General features: G+C 65.6%; 21 protein-coding genes. 8 read left to right on the top strand and 13 right to left on the bottom strand.

Features of this window, described 5'->3' with window-relative positions:
• Nucleotides 1-266: 266 nt before the first annotated feature.
• The 3 genes from art_RS05135 to art_RS05145 form a co-directional block, all read right to left on the bottom strand.
• On the bottom strand, nt 267-1,010 hold the full coding sequence (locus tag art_RS05135; RefSeq protein WP_038462911.1) for an SDR family NAD(P)-dependent oxidoreductase: 744 nt from the start codon (nt 1,008-1,010) through the stop codon (nt 267-269).
• A gap of 557 nt (nt 1,011-1,567) precedes the next feature.
• Nucleotides 1,568-2,095, bottom strand: a complete 528-nt coding sequence (locus art_RS05140) for a hypothetical protein (protein WP_038462913.1) — start codon at nt 2,093-2,095, stop codon at nt 1,568-1,570.
• A gap of 58 nt (nt 2,096-2,153) precedes the next feature.
• On the bottom strand, nt 2,154-2,699 hold the full coding sequence (locus art_RS05145; RefSeq protein ID WP_052136021.1) for a GNAT family N-acetyltransferase: 546 nt from the start codon (nt 2,697-2,699) through the stop codon (nt 2,154-2,156).
• Nucleotides 2,700-2,787: 88 nt separating this feature from the next.
• Between art_RS05145 and art_RS05150 the strand changes: the two genes are divergently transcribed.
• Entirely contained in the window at nt 2,788-3,783 is a 996-nt protein-coding gene (locus art_RS05150) for an alpha/beta fold hydrolase (RefSeq protein ID WP_038462915.1), read from the top strand.
• A 12-nt stretch (nt 3,784-3,795) separates the two neighbouring features.
• Here the strand turns inward: art_RS05150 and art_RS05155 are convergent, their stop codons facing one another.
• A complete protein-coding gene (locus tag art_RS05155; RefSeq protein WP_038468820.1) occupies nt 3,796-4,914 on the bottom strand; it encodes an FAD-dependent monooxygenase in 1,119 nt (372 codons plus the stop codon).
• Between the two features lie 130 nt (nt 4,915-5,044).
• Here art_RS05155 and art_RS05160 point away from each other — a divergent pair, with 130 nt between their 5' ends.
• Nucleotides 5,045-6,019, top strand: coding sequence for a hypothetical protein (locus tag art_RS05160; RefSeq protein WP_038462918.1), 975 nt, complete (start codon nt 5,045-5,047; stop codon nt 6,017-6,019).
• A 132-nt stretch (nt 6,020-6,151) separates the two neighbouring features.
• Nucleotides 6,152-6,937 carry an isocitrate lyase/phosphoenolpyruvate mutase family protein gene (locus tag art_RS05165; RefSeq protein ID WP_038462920.1) on the top strand — a complete coding sequence of 262 codons (786 nt, stop codon included), beginning with the start codon at nt 6,152-6,154 and terminating at the stop codon, nt 6,935-6,937.
• 102 nt (nt 6,938-7,039) lie between these two features.
• Here the strand turns inward: art_RS05165 and art_RS05170 are convergent, their stop codons facing one another.
• From art_RS05170 to art_RS20840, 4 genes are read right to left on the bottom strand one after another with little or no spacing between them, the layout of a single operon-like run.
• Nucleotides 7,040-7,501 (bottom strand): DUF3817 domain-containing protein, encoded by a 462-nt coding sequence (locus tag art_RS05170; protein WP_038462922.1) that lies wholly within the window; start codon nt 7,499-7,501, stop codon nt 7,040-7,042.
• Nucleotides 7,502-7,559: 58 nt separating this feature from the next.
• Nucleotides 7,560-8,483: an oxygenase MpaB family protein gene (locus art_RS05175; RefSeq protein WP_038462924.1), complete on the bottom strand. Its 924-nt coding sequence runs from the start codon at nt 8,481-8,483 to the stop codon at nt 7,560-7,562.
• Between the two features lie 18 nt (nt 8,484-8,501).
• Nucleotides 8,502-9,158 (bottom strand): response regulator transcription factor, encoded by a 657-nt coding sequence (locus art_RS05180; RefSeq protein ID WP_038462926.1) that lies wholly within the window; start codon nt 9,156-9,158, stop codon nt 8,502-8,504.
• Nucleotides 9,149-11,140, bottom strand: coding sequence for a sensor histidine kinase (locus art_RS20840; protein WP_052136022.1), 1,992 nt, complete (start codon nt 11,138-11,140; stop codon nt 9,149-9,151). The genes art_RS05180 and art_RS20840 overlap by 10 nt, the downstream gene beginning before the upstream one ends.
• 152 nt (nt 11,141-11,292) lie before the next feature.
• Between art_RS20840 and art_RS05190 the strand changes: the two genes are divergently transcribed.
• From art_RS05190 to art_RS05200, 3 genes are all read left to right on the top strand, one after another.
• Nucleotides 11,293-12,027, top strand: a complete 735-nt coding sequence (locus art_RS05190; RefSeq protein ID WP_038462928.1) for a hypothetical protein — start codon at nt 11,293-11,295, stop codon at nt 12,025-12,027.
• Nucleotides 12,028-12,061: 34 nt separating this feature from the next.
• A complete protein-coding gene (locus tag art_RS05195) occupies nt 12,062-12,286 on the top strand; it encodes a hypothetical protein (RefSeq protein WP_038462930.1) in 225 nt (74 codons plus the stop codon).
• Between the two features lie 127 nt (nt 12,287-12,413).
• Nucleotides 12,414-12,878 (top strand): SRPBCC family protein, encoded by a 465-nt coding sequence (locus art_RS05200; RefSeq protein ID WP_038462932.1) that lies wholly within the window; start codon nt 12,414-12,416, stop codon nt 12,876-12,878.
• Here art_RS05200 and art_RS05205 read toward each other — a convergent pair.
• Nucleotides 12,845-13,993, bottom strand: coding sequence for an NAD(P)/FAD-dependent oxidoreductase (locus art_RS05205; RefSeq protein WP_038462934.1), 1,149 nt, complete (start codon nt 13,991-13,993; stop codon nt 12,845-12,847). The genes art_RS05200 and art_RS05205 overlap by 34 nt on opposite strands.
• 77 nt (nt 13,994-14,070) lie before the next feature.
• On the opposite strand from art_RS05205, the gene art_RS05210 reads away from it, so the two are divergent.
• The gene (locus art_RS05210; RefSeq protein ID WP_038462937.1) at nt 14,071-14,706 is read left to right on the top strand and encodes a TetR/AcrR family transcriptional regulator; all 636 of its coding nucleotides are present in this window, start codon (nt 14,071-14,073) and stop codon (nt 14,704-14,706) included.
• A 129-nt stretch (nt 14,707-14,835) separates the two neighbouring features.
• Here the strand turns inward: art_RS05210 and art_RS05215 are convergent, their stop codons facing one another.
• From art_RS05215 to art_RS05225, 3 genes are all read right to left on the bottom strand, one after another.
• Nucleotides 14,836-15,336 (bottom strand): universal stress protein, encoded by a 501-nt coding sequence (locus art_RS05215; protein ID WP_038462940.1) that lies wholly within the window; start codon nt 15,334-15,336, stop codon nt 14,836-14,838.
• A 160-nt stretch (nt 15,337-15,496) separates the two neighbouring features.
• Complete coding sequence (locus art_RS05220) at nt 15,497-16,864, bottom strand: glutamate decarboxylase (RefSeq protein ID WP_038462942.1); 1,368 nt, start codon at nt 16,862-16,864, stop codon at nt 15,497-15,499.
• A gap of 110 nt (nt 16,865-16,974) precedes the next feature.
• A complete protein-coding gene (locus tag art_RS05225) occupies nt 16,975-17,859 on the bottom strand; it encodes a putative protein N(5)-glutamine methyltransferase (RefSeq protein ID WP_038462945.1) in 885 nt (294 codons plus the stop codon).
• A 37-nt stretch (nt 17,860-17,896) separates the two neighbouring features.
• On the opposite strand from art_RS05225, the gene art_RS05230 reads away from it, so the two are divergent.
• Nucleotides 17,897-18,601: a DNA alkylation repair protein gene (locus art_RS05230; protein WP_052136024.1), complete on the top strand. Its 705-nt coding sequence runs from the start codon at nt 17,897-17,899 to the stop codon at nt 18,599-18,601.
• Nucleotides 18,602-18,862: 261 nt separating this feature from the next.
• Here art_RS05230 and mptB read toward each other — a convergent pair whose 3' ends face one another.
• Nucleotides 18,863-20,458: a polyprenol phosphomannose-dependent alpha 1,6 mannosyltransferase MptB gene (mptB, locus tag art_RS05235; protein WP_052136025.1), complete on the bottom strand. Its 1,596-nt coding sequence runs from the start codon at nt 20,456-20,458 to the stop codon at nt 18,863-18,865.
• Between the last annotated feature and the right edge of the window lie 78 nt (nt 20,459-20,536).

The following is a 20,536-nucleotide window of genomic DNA, read 5'->3' on the forward strand; positions in this document are numbered from 1 at the left end:
CTGGCGACGGCTTCCAGGGAAGAAGCCCGAAGGCCACCCCTGCTGACGCCTCAATCACCAAACTACCCAACCCACAACAACAGGATTTACACTTTCACCCACACCGCCGGGGTCCTCGCTGCCGGCGAGTTCACCAAGGCGCGCACCGGTAGCAAGGCCGGCCACCGACCGGATTTAATTTAACGGAAAGCCCTACGGCTCAGGCCCGAACTACGCACCTTCGGGAGGCCTGCCGCGGCCGACGTGGAAGTCGATGGTGGGAAAGCTCAGTAGAGCTTGTTGGCTCCACCGTCCGCCATGAGGGTTTGACCGGTCATATACCGTGAATCGTCAGAGAGCAGGAATGCGACGATCGGTGCAACATCTGCTTCGGGATCCCCGAAGCGCCCCAGCGGCACCTTGGCGAGGGAATCCTTGTACATTTCCGGGAAGGCCTCGCTCCACGCCTTCACCCCTGCGGTGAGCGCCATGGGCGAGACAACGTTGACGCGGATGTTGTCCTTGGCCCATTCGTTGGCAGTGACACGGGACAGCCCGCGGATAGCTTCCTTGGCCGAAGCATAGGCAGCCTGGGTCTGCTGTCCGACTATGGCGGAGCCCGAACCGAAGTTCACGACGGAGCCGCCGTTGACGGCCAGCAGCGGATAGGCAGCCACCATGAACTGGCGGGTGGCACGGAAACCCGTATTGAAGGACAGATCCCACTGTTCCTCGGTCAGGTCGTTGAACATGGCCTGTCGCGAAGCATGGGCGTTGTTAACCAAGCCATCCAACCCGCCAAAGGTTGCGCCGGCCAGTTCGACGGCGGCCGCTGCAACCGCCTTCTCGCTGACATCGCCCAAGACGAACCGGACGTTCACCCCAAGTTCCTGCTTAAGGGATTCTCCCGCCTCTCCGTTGACATCAACCGCGACGACTTTGGCCCCGCGGGCCACTAACACCCTGGAAATCGCACCCCCAATTCCTGAAGCACCCCCGGTAACGACGACTACCTTGTTCTCGAGCTGCATATTGACTCCTTGGTTTCCGTTGGTGGAATCGGTCGATCCCTGGCTGTGGACAGCCCATAAACAAAATCACAAGATCTTGTGTATTGGCTGAAAGCTGGCCTGTGTCGGGCAGTGCGATGTGCCAAGTTGTCCCTACTACCGGTTCTGAGACGAATTTCCCAGCGCTTGGAATGCTCGGAACTCAAATTTTCCACGATTGCCATGGCCGCGCAGGCCACAGCCACGGCAGGAGTGCCTACTGGTCCACCATTTGCAGCACTGCCCCTACCCCATGTGCACCATCAAATCCATTGTGCCCGGCTTTACTCAATCCGCCGTCCTGCTAAACACAGACAGCGGGCGAAAGCCAGCCTCGACTGCCACCGACGCCTTTTCGATCTCGGTGGCACAGTGCAGAGGCCTCGGCCATTCCCCGCGACGTCCTGGCTGCGGCCATGGAACTGGCCACAGCCAGCAAGCGCGACGGCGTGGACGTGGATGAAGCCGTTCGTGTCCTTTGAGCGGTGTGATCCGCCTAACACCCCCAGGCCTGCCCTGCGCGGGTCGGCCGGGATCAGCTACCTGCGGCCGCCCACCTCACGGTGCCAATACTTTGCGTCTTCGCTGCCCACACGCAAAATCGCATCCGGCTGCCACGTTGCAGGCCATAGTTCCAGCAGATAGAAGTCGAGGAGCTGGTCTGAGAACTCACCCTCCAAGCCCGCATCCCGGCCTCTGGCGCTGACCCGCAAACGATAGCTGCCCGGTTGCACGCCTTCCAGGGTCCCGCCGGTTTGGCCGGCCCAGCCGAACCACCACATCCCCTGCCCGGCGGGGACAACCATGGATACCTCGACGACGTCCTCCCACTGCAGGTCGTCGATGCCGGGAGCGGAATCCAACAGGACGATCCGCACACTGGAACCGCCGGAACGCCGGGCAAGTTTGAGGTACACACATTCCGGGGCTGCTGCACCAACCAGCCCATTGACCTGGCCGGCAAAGTTGCGATCGAAGTTGCCATCGAACCCACCGCCCAATACCCACATGACATCGAACTGTCCATAGTCGGTGTCCACGACCTGGTCCATCAGTACGATTTGCATAAAATCAGGTTACCGTCCGGCTGCCAACAGAACCCCGCACCCCCAAAACGCGGTGCCGCTACTGCATATGCTCCCCGCGCAGCTTCGAAAAGAGCAGCGAGTCACGGCGCACGCCGTCGACCAGGCGGTGGGAGCGCAGCAATCCTTCATAACTGAAGCCGCACTTTTCCAGGACGCGAATCGACCCAAAGTTTCCCGGATGGCAGGTGGCGCTGATCCGCTCCAGGCCCAAGGCATCGAACCCCAGGTGCAGCAGGTGGCCGACAGCCTCCGTCGCGTAGCCTTTGCCCCAGTGCCCACGGTGGAAGGTGTAGCCCAGCTCGCCGTTGCGGTCGTGCCCATCGGTGGTCCAGACGGATACCGACCCGATGGCCCGCCCGGCCACGACGGCGGCGAGGGCGAACGCCGTCGGGCTTCCCACGAGGCTCCCCCGCACGGCCTCCTCGACAAAGGAAGCGGTCTGGTCCAAGGTGTTGGGGCCCCACGTGGACCAGCGGCAGACTTCCGGGTCCGAGGCGTACTCGTGGACGGCCGGAATGTCGGCCGGCTTAAAGGCCCGAAATCCCAGGCCGGTCCCACGCTCGTGTGCTGCCAAATAATCCATGGTCCGCCCGTCCAGTTGAGTTCCGATCCACCAGCCTAACTGGCCGCCAGGGGTTGCCCGGCAGAAAGTTCGCTGTGAGACTTGCGGCATGGCAACTTCAAGGGACGTGTCCTGGCAGCTTGGCGGGATCACCATGGAAGGCACAGCGCTCCGGCCAGACGGCGACGGACCCTTCCCCGCCGTGGTGCTTGTTGCCGGCAGCGGGCCAACGGACAGGGACTGGTGCTCCCCTATGCTGCCCGGGCGTAACGGCAGCGGGCGGCTGTTTGCCGAAGAGTTCGCCCGCGCGGGAATTGGCTCCATCCGCTACGACAAGCAGGCTTCCGGTCCGCACGTTATGGATAATATTCCCCAGCTCATCGGGAAGCTGAGCATGCAGTCCCACCTGGACGAGTTGGCCGCCGCGGTCACCGCGCTCACGGCGTTGGACTGGGTGGATCGCGCGAAAATCATCGGCCTGGGCAACAGCGAGGGGACCCTGCATGTGCTCCATTACGCCACCAGTGACCAGCCCGTCCCCTTCGCCGGGATCGTCCTGGCCGCGCCGCCGGGCCGTCCGATCCAAGATATCCTGCTCTCACAGCTGACCTTGCAGTCCGCCCAGGATCCCGGCGGCGCCGAGATGATGGCCAAGGTTGCGGAGGCCGCTGACCGCTACGCCGCCGGCGAGCCGATGAATCCGGATCCGGCCCTGCCAGACAGCGTCAAGCTGGTGCTGGCCAGTTTTGAAACACCCGCAAACCTCCCCCTGGCCCGTGAGCTGTGGACGGAGTCTGCGATCGACTCGCTGCGCCGGGTGGAGATCCCCACCTTGGTGTTGATCGGCGGCCGGGATGTGCAGATTGACCAGAAGCTCGACGGCGGGCCCCTCCAGGAAGCTGCCGGCGGGATGCCCAACGTGGCCTTCGCCTTCCCGCCGGACGCCAACCACGTGTTCAAGCACGACGCGCGGACCCCGGCAGAGGTGGCCGCGACGCCCGGCAACGGCTACAACGAAGCCGGCACGCGGCTCGATCCGGAAAGTCTGCAGACGATCCTGTCCTGGATCCGCCGGATCCTGGGCACGCAGCCCCTGGACACGTAGCCGTCGGCAGCATCAGCGGCCCGGCGGCGCCCACGCCTGGAACTTGACGGCAGCCGCGCCAACCACTGACCCCGGCACCAGCCGCAGCGCAGCATCCCGCAAGCCGGCCGCAAACGGTGAGGACAGCTGCCCCACCCTTCCCATCACACGGGACCGGGAGGCAATCAACTGGCTGCGCCGCCGTCGTGCCTTGTCATAGGACGGCAGCCCCAGCCGTCCCTCGCGGGCCAGCAGGACGATCGCGGCGGCGTCCTCGATGGCCTGCCCGGCACCCTGGCCCAGGTCAGGGGTCATGGCATGTGCGGCATCACCCAGCAGGAGGGTGCGCCCGCGGCCATAGGACGGCAGCGGCGTGGCAAGGTCCCTGATGTCGTGTTTAAGGACGGCGTCCGGGGCGGTGTTTTCCAGCAGTGCGGCAATGGGTTGATGCCAGCTGCCAAAGCGGCACAGCAGCTCGGCGCGGTCATCCGCAAGGCGTGTTTCCGGGGGCAAATTTGCCGTGGCAAACCAATAAACCCGCCCGTCGGGCAGCGGCACCATGCCAAAGCGCTCGCCACGCCCCCACGTCTCCCCCGCTTCCCTGCCCAGGTCGAAGGGCCCGTCGGTGACGCCGCGCCAGGCCGTGTAGCCGGCGTAGCGCAGGCCGGGATCGAGGCCAAGTGCCTGGCGGGCGGCGCTGTTGATGCCGTCGGCGGCGATGACCAGGTCAAAGTGCCCGGTGCCGCCATTGACCGTGATCTCCGGGGCGCCCTCCGGGGAAACGGCGGCGTCAGCACCAAGGTGGAGCGTGCCCGGCGTGAGCGCTTCTGTCAGCGCGTTGTGGAGGGCCGCCCGGTGCACGGCGCGCAGGGAGGCGGTGGCTTTGGGCGGCAGCACCACCATCCACGCGCCCGACGGCGAACGCTGGCCGGCCTTGAACGCGGCGGCTTCCCCGCTGGTCACCCGGCGGACGAGCGATCCCAGCCCAACGGCGTCGAGCGCGTCAAAGGAGTTTCCAAAAAGTGACAGGCCCGCACCGATGGCAGCCGGCCGGGCCTGTTGTTCGAACAGGTCAACCTGGTGCCCGTCGCGTTGCAGCCACAGGGCAGCGACCAGACCGCCAATGCCGGCCCCGATGATGCCGATCTTCATGCTGTGGGTCCCTTCGTGGTCGACAGCGGGGTACTTGACCCCCTCCATCCTATGGAACGCGGGTAGCACCGTCCGGCCCGGCGTGGCAGGCAAGGTGGCAACAGCCCGGTTGCGGGATAGGATTTCGTGCATGGAGACGACCCGCACCGCACGGCTGCACCTTGAACTGGACCTGGAATTCACCGACGCCGGAGCGGTGCAGGCGCACGCCCGCTCGTGGGCGCAGAACAATGCCGGGAGCGATCCGGAAACTCTGGCCGGCATGCTGGAGCAGGCCGGCGAAGGGCCCGATGCCGCACTCATGATGCTGGTGGAACCGTCCGAGGTGGTCGGCGGCATTCCGGGTGTCGTGGCGGTGGGTGCCACCATGTGGGTGGACATGGCGGACGGCGCCGATCTTGCTGCGGACGATTTCGCGGCAGGCGAGGAGGAAGCCGGGACGGCTGCCCTGGAGTCCGGTGAGGGACTGAACAGTGAGGAAGACTGGCTGGCGAAGATTTTTGTCGATGCAGACAAGCTGCCGGGCCTGGACCTGGAACGGCTGGGTTACTACGCGGAAGAGGGCGATCCCGATGCCCGTGCCGAATCGTTGCATGGGGCCACGATGCTGCGCGGCGCCGTCCACTGGGCCTACGAATCGCTCATCGACGAACTCTTTGACGACATTTCCATGCTCCGCGAGGCTCCCGACGCCATCGATGAGGCATTGGCGCTGAGTAGCCTACCTCCCTTGCACAGCGCCAGTTATGGGCCGTTGTTCGCGCAGAGGTTCCTGGCCGTGGCACTCGATTTGGGCACCGCCTTCGCATCGTCCTTCACAGCACCGAGCTGTGTGGCGCAGGAGCTTGCGCTCCGGCTGGTCCTGGACGGGGTGGAAATCCTGCCGGACCTGTTCCCATCCCTGGAGCTGCCCGAGGACTGGCGCGGTTCCCTGGAAGACTCCCTCTTTGAAGACCTGGACCACGAACTGCTCTACGATCCGGCGCTGGACGGGGTGGGCAGCGATCCCGCACTCGCGTCCCTCGGCATGGCGAACCTGGACATCTCGGACTGGTTCGTCCCCTTCGCCGACAAGACGGTCAACCCCTACGCCGCCGACCAATAGGCCGCGTCTGACGAGGCTGTTGCGCGGCTGCTGCCGGGGTTGCTGACGGAACTGCGTCCGGGGTTGCTGACAGCGCGGCGCTTGTAGACTGGAGGGAATTCCATCAGTCGGCTGCTGCAGTTGGGAATGAGAATGGCCACGTTTCGGGAACTTCATCAAGGCAATGCCCCACTGGTGCTGCCCAATGCGTGGGATGTCGGCTCGGCCCTGGCTTTCGTGGCGGCGGGCTACCCGGCGGTGGGCACCACGAGTTTCGGCATTGCCGCCAGCGCGGGAATGCCCGACGGCGGCCGCTCCAGCAGGCTGGCCACCATCGCCCTGGCCACCCAATTGCGCCCTCTCAAGGTTCACCTCAGCACAGACATCGAGGACGGCTATGCCGATGTCCCCGGCGACGTCGCTGACCTTGTTGCCGAACTGTCAGCATGGGGCGTGGCCGGGGTCAACCTGGAGGACAGCACCGACGGGCAGCTGGTGGATCCGGCTGCTTCCGCCGCCAAGATCGCTGCGGTCAAACAGCGCAGTCCCGGGGTGTTCATCAATGCGCGCGTGGACAATTTCTGGGTGTCTGAACAGGCCACCGTGGATGCCGTCCTGGCCCGCGCCCGCCGCTACGAAGAGGCTGGCGCGGATGGGATTTTTGTTCCCGGCCTGGCCCGGCCGGAGGACATCCAAGCCATTACTGCCGGGATCACCCTGCCGGTCAACGTCTTGGCGCATCCAACACTGGCCGTGGCCCAGCTCGGGGAATTGGGTGTCCGGCGTGTCAGTTCCGGCTCGTTGCCGTACCGCCGCGCCGTGGACGCGGCAGTTGACGCGGTCAATGCCCTGCGCGACGGCCGCCAGCTGCCCACCGCCACCCCCTACTGGGACATGCAGCGGCAGCTCACGGCCTTCCGCACAGGCCTCACCGAGTAAGGCACGTGGCCGTGTAAGGCCTCGCCGGGCAAGGGACCGTCGGAGCAGCGACCCTGCCGGGCATAGATCGGCCAAAGCTATTCCACCCCGCTCCGGGAAAAGTTACGCGCGGCCGCCGGGAGGGCCAACAAACATCATGGTCCCCATGATGCCGCCGACAAACACCACGAACAGCACGCTGAGCAGCACCGGGCGGTTGAGCATCCAGCGCAGCACAATCTGCACCCAGTGCCCGTCGCCCGGGTGGCTGGTCGCGGAGGTGCGCCATTCGCCGTCGAGCTTGCCCTGCTTTTCAAGCCGTCTGTCGAAGGGAATGGTCAAGTACGGTACGAAGGCGGTCAACGCGGCCCCCACGATCATCCGCGGGCGCCAGCGTTGGTTCAGCCCCACCAGGACGGCCGTGGTCACGTAGGCGATGAACACGAGACCGTGCGCAAATCCGCCCACAGTAACAGGCCAGTCCCCCATCTTCAGGGCGTATTTCATGATCATTCCGGCGATCAGCAGCGTCCAGGTGACGGCCTCGGCGATGGACAGTGCGCGGTAGAAAGTGCGTGGCGACATGGGCTGGGTACAGTCCTTGGTTCGAAAGCGAAAAGGTCGGCAAAGTGCCGTGAACAGCCTACCGGCGTTTGCTGGGAGTCCCCTCCAAACCCAGCCGCTTCCGGCGGGCAAGGGCTGACGCCTCGCTGGGTCCTTGGGCGCCCAAACTCCAATGCACGACGGCGAGCACGGCCTTCGCGGGCACCGTCACCGGCAGCGGCACCCGGCCAAGTTTCGGCACTTCCAGCCGCAGCAGGTCCCGGTATTCCTTCGGAAGGGAGGCCACGGCCGCGGCGAAGAGCACCTGGTAGCCGCCCTGCTGCGACTGCGGCAGCGGCGGGTGCTTGATGAACGCGAGCGTTTCGGCCACGCGGTCGTCGTAGCGCAGCTCGGGGCGGAAGGCCGCCAGCTGGGCCTGCAGTTCGGCCACGGTGGTGGGCGGGTTGTCCACGCGCATCAGCGCCCCGGCCACAGCCCAGTCTGAAATGTAGGCGTCGGGCCCTCCCGGGATGGCGGCGCCGTAGGCCTGGTGGGTGCCGAGGAAGGCCTGGGTGAACGCGAGGTGGATCCAGCGCAGCAGGTCCGGATCGTTGGCGGTGTAGGGACGCTGTTCACCGGTGTTGGCGGTGTAGCGCCCGCGGATGTACTCGTGAATGCGCAGCACCTTCTCCGACGCCGCCCGGGCTGCCGCGGTGTCGCCGTAACTGACGGTGAAGATCCAGCGGATGGTGCCGGCCAGCCTGCCCAGCGGGTCGGTGCGGTAGCTGGAGTGGTCGTGGACGCCTGCGAGCGCTCCCGGGTGCAGCGCCTGGATGAGCAGTGACTGGATGCCGGCCACGAGCGTCGTCATTGAGCCGTGCACAGCCCAGGCCGCCGATTCCGGCCCAAAGTACCCTCCGTCGTCGCCCTTTTCCAGGTCAAGCTCCCATTGCGGAACGGTGGGCGAGTTGTTGCTGAATGTGCCGCGCAGCTCCCTGCGCCAGCGGGCCACCATGTTTTCCATGTCCCCAGTCTGTCGCTTTCAGGCCGGAACCGCACCTTGGGTGCCAAGATAGGCGATGACGGCCAGGACGCGGCGGTGGTCGTCGGAGCCCAGCGGCAGTTGAAGCTTGTTCAGAATGTTGCTGACATGCGTTTCGACGGTCCGCGGGGTCAGCCACAGCCTGTGCGCTATCCCCGTGTTGGTGAGACCTTCCGCCATGAGGGCAATCACCTGGTGTTCCCTGGGCGTGAGCTGGGCCAGCCTGTTGTCGGCCCTGCGGGCGCCCAGCAGCCGGGCAACCACTTCGGGATCGAGGGCGGTGCCGCCGTCGCGGACACGTTCCAGGACGTCAAGGAACTCGTCAATGTCCAGCACCCTGTCCTTGAGCAGGTAGGCGAAGCTGCCCGCCCCCACCAGGTCTGCGGACAGGCGTGCCTGCACGTGTTGGGACAGGAGCACAAGGCCCATGTGGGGGAACTCGCCCCGGGCCGTGACCGCCACGCGGGCGCCGTCGTCGGAGCAGTCCGGCGGCATCCGGATGTCGAGGATGGCCAGGTCCGGGGCAAGGGCACGGATGGCTGCCAGGGCGGTGACGGCGTCGGGCACGGCTGCGAGGATCTCGTGGCCCGCATCCGCCAGCAGGCGGGCGAGGCCGTCCCGGAAGAGCGCCGAATCCTCACCAATGACTAGGCGCATGGCAGTTCCGCCTCCACGAGCGTGCCGTGGCCTGCCGGGCTGAGCACCTGCAGGGTGCCGCCCTGTGCCGCCACCCTATCCATCAGTCCCGCCAGGCCCCCGCCTCGCCGGAGCACTGCCCCGCCGCCGCCGTTGTCGCGCACACCGATGCGGATCACGCCCCCACCGTGCTCAAGGCAGACGGCGATCCTGCTGGCCTGGGCGTATTTTGCGGCATTGGCCACGGCTTCGCTGGCAACAAAGTACGCGGTGGTGCCCACCATTTCCGGGATGGCGGCCTCCGGGTTCCCGGCGGGGCGAAGCTCCAGGTCCACCTGGAATGGTGCCGTGTGGCACAGCTGCTCCAAGGCCGCTGGCAGGCCTGCTTCCAGGCTGCTGGGGCGGATCCCGTGAGCCAGCTGGCGGATCTCCGCCACCACCGTCCCCAATTCCGCCACGGCCGCATCCATGACCCCGTGCAGCTCATGTTGCTCGATCCCCAGGTGTCGCTGGGCCAGGCGCAGCGACATGCCCAGTGCCACCAGCCGCTGCTGGGCACCGTCATGCAGGTCCCGCTCCAGCCGTTGGCGCTCCACATAGCCCGCTGCCAGGATACGGGCCCGGCTAGCTTCGACCTCTGCCAGCGCCATGGACAGCTCCAGACGCAGCCGCACCAGTTCCATGGGCCTGGCGAGCGCGGCCATGAGGACCCGGTCAGGCGTTCCCGTGTGCCCCAGTTCGGGGACATGGTCCAGGAATCCCACGGCCTCGCCGGCCACCACAACAGCAATGGCTGAGGTGTCCGGCAGTATTGCCCCGCCCCTCGCATCGACTACTTCCCCCGTGCCAGGCAGCACATAGCCGACCTCCAGGCTCGGCACCGACAGGGCGGCCCTTAGCCGTATATCCAGGTCTTCGGGCAGGGCCCTTCCGGCGTACACGTCATGTTCCAGGGCAGCAACAGACTGCATGATCAGCCACCGCTGTGGGAAAAGCCGCCTGTCCACCCATCGCACCAGCATCTTGTGCACCGGCAACAGCAGGAGCACCATGACTGCCGTGGCGGCCGCCGTGGCCGCCGTCGACTCCTGCCCCAGTGCCGCACCCGCCCAACCTCCAATGGCTGCCAGCACTGCCAGTGCAACGGCACCAAGTCCAGTCCCAACAAGCCCTGCAGCAAGAACCCGGTCAACGTCGAAAAGCTCGGCACGCAGCACGGCAACAGCCACCAGCGCGGGAAGGAGCAGGTAGATCAGCAACAGCCCGACAACCACAACATCCGAGGAACCGCCCAGCAGGTAGCCTGCCCAGCACAACAGCAAGGTGGCGGGGACCAGAGCACCGGCGGCGGCCAGCCACCGCATCTGCACCCGCTCAGCCGCGGGTGCGTGGCTGAACCGGACGGCAAAACGAACCACGCAGACCAACAGTGCCCCGAAAAAGAGCGGCAGCAACAGCACGGCCACTACATCCGCCCCCGGCACGAGTGCCACGTCCCGGTTTGCCTCGGGCAGGGGTGAAGCCACGGGTCCCAGCGCCGCAAGTAGATTGAACAAAACCACAATTGAGGGCAGGGCGGCCGCCACTATCCGGTCAAGCCGGTTGGCGGGGGCGCCGCTGGGAAACACCAGCAAAAGCCAGGCCCAGGGCAGGTAATACAGCATCCAGCTTCCCTGCGCCGCAGCCACGGAGGCACCATTGACGGGAATGCTGCCCGTTCCGGTTTCCTGCAGGAGCTGGGCCACCTGCAGGTAATTGTCAACGCCGGCCAGGAGGAGGGCGACAAACCCGGCGAGTGCCAAAAGCAGTCCGGTCCGGTTGTGCGGGCGCAGCCACAGCAGGGCCACGCCCAGCGCCAGGGACGGCAGGCCGGCCGCCGCAGACAGCACCGGCCACAGTTCGGGCGGCTCCCCCGAGACCACCGCCGGCAGCAGAAATCCCATGGCCGCAACCCCAAGGGACACTGCCACAATGCCAACTGGTTCAGCCCGCAACCGCCGCATGTTTCCAGTGTATTCCCGCACCCCTCCGGTAGTCCTCCGTACTGGCACGCAGACAATTCCCGGTGCCGGCCACCTGCCGCACCGCGACCCGCCGGGCCACGCTTAAACCACCGGCCGAAGCGGCCGGCACACACAATTGACAGGAGCCGGCCATGAGCCGCACACAAGCATTGACCACCACTGATACCGCAGCGCGGCCGGTGCGGGATCTCCGCCGTTTCTGGCGCATCGGCGCCGCGGTGCTCATCCCGCTGGGTCCCCTGGGCGTCACGATCGGCAGGGGCATCATGCCGTACTGGACGGACCAGAACCCCGACACCATCGTGGACAACGTCCTGGCCAACCCCGGCTCCATCACCGTGCTGAACTGGATGGGGCTGCCCCTGATGCCGGCACTGCTGCTGGGCGCCTTGGCCATGGGATTTGTGGCCCGGCGCGGGGCCCCCGTGCTGGCAACTATTGGTGCGGGCCTGTTGTTCGTGTCGTGGGTTGGCAGCACCAACACCGCCAGCACCGACTATCTGACAAATCTGCTGGGCAACAACGGCTTTGACGCAGCGCAGCTTGTCCAGATCAACGCCTTGATCGTTGATGACCCCGTTAACGCGGTGGCCGGAATCTTCTGGTTGTTCGGCCACCTGGCCGGCATGATCGTCCTGGCGGTGGCCCTGGGCAGGGCAAAAGTGGTGCAGCCCTGGGTCTGGATTGCGCTCATCGCCTCGCAACCCGTGCACTTCATTGCGGCCGTCGTCATTCCCAGCCGGCTGCTGGACCTGACCCTCGGCTGGGGTCTGACCACCCTGTGCACGGTGATGGTCTCAACCGCCCTTGTGAAACTGTCCGACGACGAATGGGATCTTGCGCCGCTGACCCGCCGTGCGTTGTGATCACCTCATGACAATCCTCCGGCAAAGGACCACAATGAAGGTAGGGCCCCGCGGCACCCAATTGCCGCCCGGCAGGAAGGAAGGCATCATCATGGGCAACTTAACAGCTTCGGGTTCACCGCACACGACAGCCGCTGAAGGTGAGGCGGGCAGTCCACGTGAACACAGCGAAACCGCCGTCGAAGGAAATGACGGACTCGACATGCCTGAGATCCGCATGCACTCGCAGGCAGCCGCAGAGGGGCCCGACGACGATTAGCTGATCCCGTCTTGTGGTCGCCCTGTGGACCGGCGCACAACCAGTGCTGACCCTGCCGATCCACAGGGCCTTGAACAATGCTGCGTGCGCTGCGGACATGATGCAGGCAAAGGCATAGGCTGTCCCCATGTCCACCTTCAGTATCTCCCGCAGCGCCTTCCTACCCGCCCCTGCAGAGGAAATCTACCCGCACGTCATCGGCTTCCGGGGCTGGCTGAGCTGGTCCCCGTGGGAAGGCATTGACCCGTCAATGCAACGGTCGTACTCTGGTCCGGCTGAGGGCGTTGGCGCCAAGTACGCGTGGCGGGGCAACGGCAAGGCTGGTGCCGGCACCATGGAAATCCTGGAGGCCTCCGAGCCCTCCAGGATTCACATCCGCCTTGCGTTCACCAAGCCAATGAAGGCGGTCAACCCCACCACCTTCACGTTTGTCCCGGAAGGCACCGGAACACGCGTCACATGGATGATGACAGGGGAAAACAAGGGGGTGGGACGGGTGTTTGCCTTATTTGTGAACATGGACAAGCTGGTGGGTGCCGACTTTGAAAAGGGCCTGGCTCAATTGGCTGCCGCTGTGGCCGCAGGGCGCTGACTTTCCCGCCGGGCAATGCGGGCCGCAACATGGGCGGCATCCCGGCCCACCCCACCCAGCAGGGTAGACGTCAGTCCGTACTGAAACGGCAGGCCCACAAAGTACAGTCCCGGAATCTCAGGGACTTCGCCCCTTTGCGTCACGGGCCAGCCCCTGCCGTCCACAGGAAGACCGACGCCGGGCAGCTCCCCACCGGGCTGCCCGTCAATCCAGCCATAGTCCGGCTTGTAACCGGTGGCCCACATGACCGTCGCGATGTCCAAGGCGGGCCGGTCCGCGAAAACCGGCCGTCCGCCGTCGTCAAGGTCTTCAAGCCGCGGCAGGCACCTGACGCCGGCCCGCTCGGCGTCGGCAATGGACACCGAAATGAGCGGACCTCCCTGCGCCGTGAAGTCCCGGGCAATCTTGCGCCCCAGCGGTGTCCGGCGCGTCAGCACCCTGTTGATGAATTGCCAGTACGCCCCGCCGGCATGTTCCAGCACGGCATCGGGAATGTGGAATGGCGCCCGGCCCGCCAGCCACACCTCATGGTCCTGGGCCAGTTCGATGGCGATTTCCATGCCGGACGTTCCGGCGCCCACTACGAGCACGCCGCCGTCGGGCAGCTGGGCGGCATTCCTGTACTCACTGCTGTGCAGCTGGTGGACGGCGGGGGAAAGCTTGCCCGCCAGGTCGGGGGTGCAGGCTGTGGAGGTTGCCCCCGTGGCGACGACGACGTGGCGTGCAGTGAGCTCCCCGGCGGAGGTGTCCAGCGTGAAGGCGGCACCGTCCCGGTGGGCCCCGGCCGCGGAGACCCCCGTTGAGGAAATGCCAGTCACGGAAACCCCGGTGGTGACATTCAGCTCTTCCGCGTAGGCACCCAGATAGTCGGCGACCTGGTCCTTCGTGGGAAAACTCCCCTTGTCTGCCGGAAACACCCTGCCCGGAAGTGAGCAATATTGTGCCGGGGTGAAGAGCCGCAGCGAGTCCCAGCGCTGCCGCCAGCTGTCCCCCAGGGAGTCGGCGGCTTCCAGTAGGCGGCAGTCCAGGCCCCTGGCCCGGAGCGCAAACGCTGTTGACAGGCCGGCCTGTCCCGCGCCAACAATGACGGTGTCGCCCAACTGATGTCCAGTCATGATGCGCCTCCACGAAGCAGCCGTAAAACCATTCCATTAGAATACGCTTCCACTGACTGGAATGCTATTCTTTTTTTATGGTTCAAACCGCAGACACACCAGCACGCCCGGGCCGCCGCCAGGTCCAGTCGCTGCAGACACGGGAGCTAATTGTGGCCTCCGCCGGGGAGCTATTTTTGGCCAACGGCTACATGTCCACCTCCATCGAGGCGATAGCCACCCGGGCAGGTGTTGCCATTCAAACCATTTACAACTCCGTGGGCAACAAGCCGGCCTTGCTGTCAGCCGTCCTTGACGCCGCCGTGGCCGGGCCGAACGCCCCGGCTACCGTGCCGGAATTCATGCAGGAACGGGTGGCTCAGGCGGAGGGGGTGGAGGGCGTCGTCGGCGTCCTGGCCGACTGGTTTGCCGAAGGGATGCCCCGCAGCCAGGCCGTCTTCACCATCATCAGCCAGGCCGCCGCCGTCGACCCCGCCGTGGCAACGTTGCGAGACAGGCGCGCCGGGCAACGACTCGCCAATTACCGCCTGGCCGCAGCAGCCCTCCGTGCACGCGGCGGGCTCGGCAATGGTATGAGCGACGACGACGCCGCTGCGGCCATCTTCGCACTGGGACACCCCGACAGTTACGCCACGCTCGTGGCGCATCTCGGCTGGAGCGTGCCCCGCTACCGCGACTGGATCCACACGGCACTGCTGGCCACCCTGTCTTAGCCCCAAGCCCACCCTCCCCCTCCGTCGAGATGTCAGATGACGCCCTCTCGCAACACGGATGGGTCGCTGACAGAGGGCGCGATCGCACATCTCGACAGAGCGGGGAAGGCGCGATGCCGAGCAACTTTCTCAGCCGTGCAGTGGCGGGTGCGCATCGACACGGGGGATGGCCAGGACCGGGATCGACTGGGTAGCCAGTAACTTGCGGATCACCGAGCCGGTGAGCACTTCGTTGACACCGGCAAGCAGGCCCGAGCGGCGGGCCCCGACCACGATGACCGCCGCATGGCAGGCTTCCGCCAGCCGGCCAAGCGCCATGGCAGGGTCCCCACCCAGGACACGAAAGCTGTGCTGCAGCCCATACTGCTGTGCCAGTTCCTCCAGCAACGGTCCCAGCTCAAGCACGGCAGAGGCCGCCTCATCATCAGGGTCCAGAGCCCTGTTCAGGGACTTGCCCAAGACATTTCCGCTGGGATCCCACTCAATCAGGTAGCTGCCTGGATCAACGTAGGCAGCAACCAGTTCGACCCCCAAGGCCGCTGCCAAGGCGCCTGCCTCGTTCTGCACCGCCGGATCCTGCTCGGGCAACACGCCCACTACCACTGCTCCTTGGCCAAATCGGGGTTTCATGGCGTGCCCTATTCGTTGGAGCCCGCAGCGACTGGCCGGCTTTCACTCAATTTTCGCGCATCCGGCGCCATTGGGAAAGGCCCGCTTTTCCGCCACTCCAGCACCGCTCCGCGGCGGGGCACGTCACTGCCGGAGGACGCGTCAGTGGCGGCGGGGTACGTCAGTGGTGGAACGCCACCCGGTCCGGTTGACGCCCCGCCAAACGCTGCACCGACTTGGCCAGGTCCGCCAGAAACATTCCGGCCAAATCAAAGGTGAAGCCGTTGCGCACCACCACGCGCAGCACATCAACATCAGCCATCCCTTCAGGCATGGGGTACGCAGGCACTATCCAGCCAAAGCTGCGCAGCTCATGCGAGAGGTCATAGACCGACCAGCCGTCCGGCGTCGTGAGTTTAAAGGCGAGGACCGGAAGCTCATCGCCGCGGCTGAGCAGCGTGAACGGGCCCACCGCCTCCACTCCGCTGGCAAGGACGCCCGCAATGTCGCGGGAGCGCTGCTGGATGCGCCGGTAGCCGTCGAACCCGTAGCGCACCAGCGTGTAATACTGGGCGATGACTTGGGCAGCCGGGCGCGAAAAATTCAGCGCAAAGGTGGGCATGGAGCCGCCCAGGTAGTCGACGCTAAAGATCAGCTCCGCTGGCAGGTCCTCGGAACTGCGCCACACGACCCAGCCAACACCGGGATAGACGAGCCCGTACTTGTGTCCGGAGGAGTTGATGGATTTCACCCGGTCGAGCCTGAAATCCCACAGCAGGTCCGGATCCAGGAACGGAGCAATGAACCCGCCTGAGGCAGCGTCCACGTGCAGTGGCACGTCCAGTCCGGTGGCTGCTGCGAGCGCATCGAGGGCGGCGGCAATCTCGGCCACGGGTTCGTAGGACCCGTCAAAGGTGGAGCCCAGCACCGCGACCACGCCGATGGTGTTTTCATCGCACGCGGCAGCGGCTTGGTCGGCGGTCAGGTGGGTTGCGCCGTCGAGCGGGATCAGCCGGGCCTCCACATCCCAGTAGCGGGCGAACTTTTCCCAGCACACCTGGACGTTGGCACCCATGACCAGGTTGGGCCTGCTGGCATCGAGCCCGGCGGTCTCCCGGCGCGCACGCCACCGCCATTTCAGCGCCATCCCCGCGAGCATCGCCGCCTCCGATGACCCGGTCGTGGAACATCCGACGGCGTCCGCCTCGCCTGTGGGTTCAGGGGCATGCCACAGGTTTGCCAGAATATTCACGCAGCGCCGCTCAATCTCGGCCGACTGCGGGTATTCGTCCTTGTCGATGATGTTCTTTTCCAGGGACGCCTGAATCAAGGCCGACGCCTGCGGCTCCATCCAGGTGGTGACAAAGGTGGCCAGGTTTTGCCGTGCATTGCCATCAAGCATGAGCTCGTCCCGGACGAAGCGCATGGCCGCATCCGCATCCTGCGTGCCCTGCGGCAGTGTGTGCCTGGGGATCGCATCGAGGCCCGAATCAAAGGCGCTCCCGGCAATCGTTACATCACGGTCGCTGTGCTGGCTGTGCAAACTCATGCAGTTCTCCTTCGAAGGAGTTAGGGTACGGACCCCGAACCGGGGCGGGTATACCGAGGCTAGCCAGTTCCGCCGTCGAATAGAAGACCCTGCCCGCTGTCACCGGTCTTTCAGTGGGCCGTGACTACGACGCCGTCCAGAGCCTCGCTGACTGCCGTGCCCGTCACAAATCCATGACCAGCCAGGATGGCGGCACTACGCGAGGCCTGCTTTTCGCTGCATTCAAGGAGCACTGTTCCACCGGGACGCAGCCAGGCACCGGCCTGTTCGGCGATCCTGCGGTGCAGCGCAAGCCCGTCAGCCCCGCCGTTGAGCGCGATGTCGGGCTCATGCAGCCGCGCCTCTTGTGGCATGAAGGCAATGGCGGCTGCGGGAACGTACGGGGCGTTGGCCACGATCACGTCGATGCGCCCCCGCAGGTGTTTCGGCAGCGCGGCAAAGAGGTCGCCACAATGGGCGCGCCCGCCAAAGGGTGCAATGTTGCCCGCGGCACAGGCAACGGCTGTGGCGTCAATGTCGGCCGCATGCAGCTCACACTCCGGCAGCGCGCAGGCGATGGCGGCACCGAGCGCCCCGGTGCCGCAGCAGAGGTCCACAATCACCGGCCGCAGCGGTGCGGCGACGGCGTCAGTGTCGGTGTCAGCCCGGACTGAATGGGCGAGCACCGCGAGGGCCTGTTCCACAAGGAACTCGCTGCGCTTGCGCGGCACAAACACGCCCGGGACCACGGCGACGCGCCGCCCGCAAAACTCCGCCCACCCCACAATGTGTTCCAGCGGGATTCCCTGCCTGCGCTGTTCCAGCATCTGGGCCAGCCTGTCCCCCGGGCCAGCTGCCGCGGCGGTTCCCGGGCAGGCCACAGCGTCCTCCGCCGAACCTGCCGTCGGCCGGGCTGCTTCCAGCAGGATCGCTGCTTCTTCCTCCGCATGGACGCATCCGGCCAGGCGCAGGGCAACAATCAGTTGCCCGGCTGTCAATGCAGTGCTTTGCTCCATATATTCCACATGCTACTGCCGCAGCTAATGTTGTGGAATGACTTCCCCTGAACCGGCCGGCATCCCGGGCCCCGCCAACGCGGCTTTTCTCCAGGCGTTGGGACAGGCACTGAACGAGGTTGCCATCCCGGAAAAGGCTGAGGGCATGGCTGCCTACATGAAATCCGCCATGCCGTTCCTCGGGGTCCCCTCGCCCGCTGTGCGCCGGACGGTGCGCTCGCTGGCCCGCACCCACCCGTTTTCCGGGGCCGACCAGCTGCTCGCGACCGCCATGGAGTTGTGGGCCACCGCCCAACACCGTGAAGAACGCTATGCCGCCATCATGCTCACCGACTCACGCCTGGGCAGGGGTGAGGCGCGGCTCCTGCCCTTGTACGCCGTCGTTATTGAGACAGGGCAATGGTGGGATTTTGTTGATGCGGTTGCGCCGCGCCTGTGTGAACTGCTGCAAGTTGAGCGCGGGATGATGGAGTCGCTGCTGCGGGAGTGGAGTGTGCATCCGAACTTTTGGTTCCGGCGTGCCGCGATCATTGCCCAGCTTCCGGCCAAGGGCGCCACGGATGTGCAGCTGCTGCGCGACGTGATTGAACCAAACCTGGCCGACAGGGAATTCTTTATCCGCAAGGCGATCGGCTGGGCGCTGCGCCAACATGCCAGGACCGATCCCGGCTGGGTGCTCCGTTTTGTCGCGGAACACGAACTCAGCCCGCTGTCACGGCGCGAGGCGCTCAAGCACCTGTAAGAACGGCGTGGCCTGCGGGACGCACAGGGCGTCATCCCACATCTCGGCAAAAGTAGCCTCGGGGCAAGCGGGCGTCATCCCACATCTCGGCAAAAGTAGCCTCGGGGCAAGCGGGCGTCATCTCACATCTCGGCAAAAGTAGCCTCGGGGCAAGCGGGCGTCATCCCACATCTCGGCAAAAGTAGCCTCGGGGCAAGCGGGCGTCATCTCACATCTCGCTAGGTCAGCGGTCAGCGGTCAGCGGGTCAGCGGGTCAGCGGGTCAGCGGGAGTGTGCCAGGGAGTCATGCTTGGGCAGGAATGAGCCCCGGGTTTTCCTGTCCCAAAACATCACGTACAGGATGCAGATGAGGGTGGCCGTGATCGCCACCGAGCGGATCAGCACCACCGGAATCCACGGGAAAATGCTGAGCTGGTCGGTCAGGGCGATCGCGGTGAAGAACGCCGTCAGGTACAGGACAGTGCGCAGTTGCCAGCCTTCCTCAATGCCGGTCACGGCAAAGAATGCCAGCAGCCACAACATGTACCAGGGCTGGATCATGGGCGAGAGCACCACGACGGCAGCAAACGCCCAGGCCATGCGGCGCAGCACCAGCTGGCTGTAGCGCTGATCGTCGCCGAGGGCACCGGGGCCCCCGGACTGCTGGGAACCACGGGCCGGCGGCAGGCTGATCTTCAGGAACGCCAGGGCCATGACGGCCAGAATTGAAACAACCTGGCCCATGGATTGGATGACATCCGTGACGGCTGCCCCGGCACTGCCGAACAGCCCCACAACAAAGCCAACCGTGTTGGAGAACAGTCCCACCGGGGCATACCAAATCCAGACGGTGCCTGGTGTTTGCAAGGCGGCCAGCCAGCCAAAGCCGAGGCCGTTGACGGCACCCATGGCGGCCATGACCGCCGTCGAAATTCCCAAGGTGGCGGCCCACATGCCGAACTTGCGGACCCAGCCGGCCTGCGACCCGGCCCACAACAGGGCTACGAAGGGCAGTGCGATCAAGGTGATGGGCTTGATCGCAATGGAGGCGGTGACAAACAAGATGCCAACAATGGGCCGCTTGGCGGAGGCGTGGTAGATGCCGGCAACGACCAGGCCCAGCATGAGTGAGTCGTTGTGGACGCTGGCGATGAAGTTGATCAGGAGTATCGGGTTCAGCACCACCAGCCAGGTCACGCGGTGCGGGTTGAAGCCGTGCCGGGCGGCCAGTTTGGGCACATAGATGGCCAGCAAAATAACGCCGGCCAGGCTCGCCAGGCGGAACGGGATCAAGGCGATTTCCGGGCTGCCAGCAGGCAGCAGCACCGCAAGGTGTTCCAGCCACAGCCAGAGCGGCCCATACGGCGTGGGGGCCTCAGTCCACAGCGTGTCGGGGCCCAGCAGGAAGTAGTTGTTCAGCGCCGAGATGCCGTTCGTGTACGGGTTCAGGCCCTGCTGCATGAGCCGGCCCTGGCCAATGTAGGCATAGGAATCGCGGCTGAAGAGCGGCAGGGCGAACATCATGGGCGCCACCCACAACATCAGCGCCTTTTTCAGCACGGGCCCCGAGGCGTCGTCCCAATCCCGCAGGTGTTGGCGCAGCCGCAACCAGGCGCGCAGCATGAGTGCCGCGCCCACACACAGCATGAGGGTGGTGACAATCACGGCCGCAGGTGTGGTCCGGGCAAAAATGATCAGCGGTGTCCGGATCAACACTGAGCTGCTGGCCAGCCAGCCGACACCCAGGGATCCCAGAAACAACAGGAGGGATCCGGCAAATCCTTGCCAAACGGCCGACGTCGCGGTGCCGATGCTGAACGGCAGCTTGGCTAACACCTTGGACTTCACCTCCGGCGGGGCAACATGCGTGCTGGTCAAAAACTTGTCTCCTGAATGTCTTCTCGTCCGGCAGTGCACCACCTGGTGGTGTGCGTTCGCGCCGGGGAGACCTGAGGA

The organism is Arthrobacter sp. PAMC 25486 (assembly GCF_000785535.1).
Classification (GTDB): domain Bacteria; phylum Actinomycetota; class Actinomycetes; order Actinomycetales; family Micrococcaceae; genus Specibacter.

Excerpts from the sequence above, each read along its gene's own strand:
- art_RS05135 (WP_038462911.1), bottom strand. The coding sequence starts at position 1,010 with ATGCAGCTCGAGAACAAGGTAGTCGTCGTTACCGGGGGTGCTTCAGGA.
- art_RS05140 (WP_038462913.1), bottom strand. The coding sequence starts at position 2,095 with ATGCAAATCGTACTGATGGACCAGGTCGTGGACACCGACTATGGACAG.
- art_RS05145 (WP_052136021.1), bottom strand. The coding sequence starts at position 2,699 with ATGGATTATTTGGCAGCACACGAGCGTGGGACCGGCCTGGGATTTCGG.
- art_RS05150 (WP_038462915.1), top strand. The coding sequence starts at position 2,788 with ATGGCAACTTCAAGGGACGTGTCCTGGCAGCTTGGCGGGATCACCATG.
- art_RS05155 (WP_038468820.1), bottom strand. The coding sequence starts at position 4,914 with ATGAAGATCGGCATCATCGGGGCCGGCATTGGCGGTCTGGTCGCTGCC.
- art_RS05160 (WP_038462918.1), top strand. The coding sequence starts at position 5,045 with ATGGAGACGACCCGCACCGCACGGCTGCACCTTGAACTGGACCTGGAA.
- art_RS05165 (WP_038462920.1), top strand. The coding sequence starts at position 6,152 with ATGGCCACGTTTCGGGAACTTCATCAAGGCAATGCCCCACTGGTGCTG.
- art_RS05170 (WP_038462922.1), bottom strand. The coding sequence starts at position 7,501 with ATGTCGCCACGCACTTTCTACCGCGCACTGTCCATCGCCGAGGCCGTC.
- art_RS05175 (WP_038462924.1), bottom strand. The coding sequence starts at position 8,483 with ATGGAAAACATGGTGGCCCGCTGGCGCAGGGAGCTGCGCGGCACATTC.
- art_RS05180 (WP_038462926.1), bottom strand. The coding sequence starts at position 9,158 with ATGCGCCTAGTCATTGGTGAGGATTCGGCGCTCTTCCGGGACGGCCTC.
- art_RS20840 (WP_052136022.1), bottom strand. The coding sequence starts at position 11,140 with ATGCGGCGGTTGCGGGCTGAACCAGTTGGCATTGTGGCAGTGTCCCTT.
- art_RS05190 (WP_038462928.1), top strand. The coding sequence starts at position 11,293 with ATGAGCCGCACACAAGCATTGACCACCACTGATACCGCAGCGCGGCCG.
- art_RS05195 (WP_038462930.1), top strand. The coding sequence starts at position 12,062 with ATGAAGGTAGGGCCCCGCGGCACCCAATTGCCGCCCGGCAGGAAGGAA.
- art_RS05200 (WP_038462932.1), top strand. The coding sequence starts at position 12,414 with ATGTCCACCTTCAGTATCTCCCGCAGCGCCTTCCTACCCGCCCCTGCA.
- art_RS05205 (WP_038462934.1), bottom strand. The coding sequence starts at position 13,993 with ATGACTGGACATCAGTTGGGCGACACCGTCATTGTTGGCGCGGGACAG.
- art_RS05210 (WP_038462937.1), top strand. The coding sequence starts at position 14,071 with ATGGTTCAAACCGCAGACACACCAGCACGCCCGGGCCGCCGCCAGGTC.
- art_RS05215 (WP_038462940.1), bottom strand. The coding sequence starts at position 15,336 with ATGAAACCCCGATTTGGCCAAGGAGCAGTGGTAGTGGGCGTGTTGCCC.
- art_RS05220 (WP_038462942.1), bottom strand. The coding sequence starts at position 16,864 with ATGAGTTTGCACAGCCAGCACAGCGACCGTGATGTAACGATTGCCGGG.
- art_RS05225 (WP_038462945.1), bottom strand. The coding sequence starts at position 17,859 with ATGGAGCAAAGCACTGCATTGACAGCCGGGCAACTGATTGTTGCCCTG.
- art_RS05230 (WP_052136024.1), top strand. The coding sequence starts at position 17,897 with ATGACTTCCCCTGAACCGGCCGGCATCCCGGGCCCCGCCAACGCGGCT.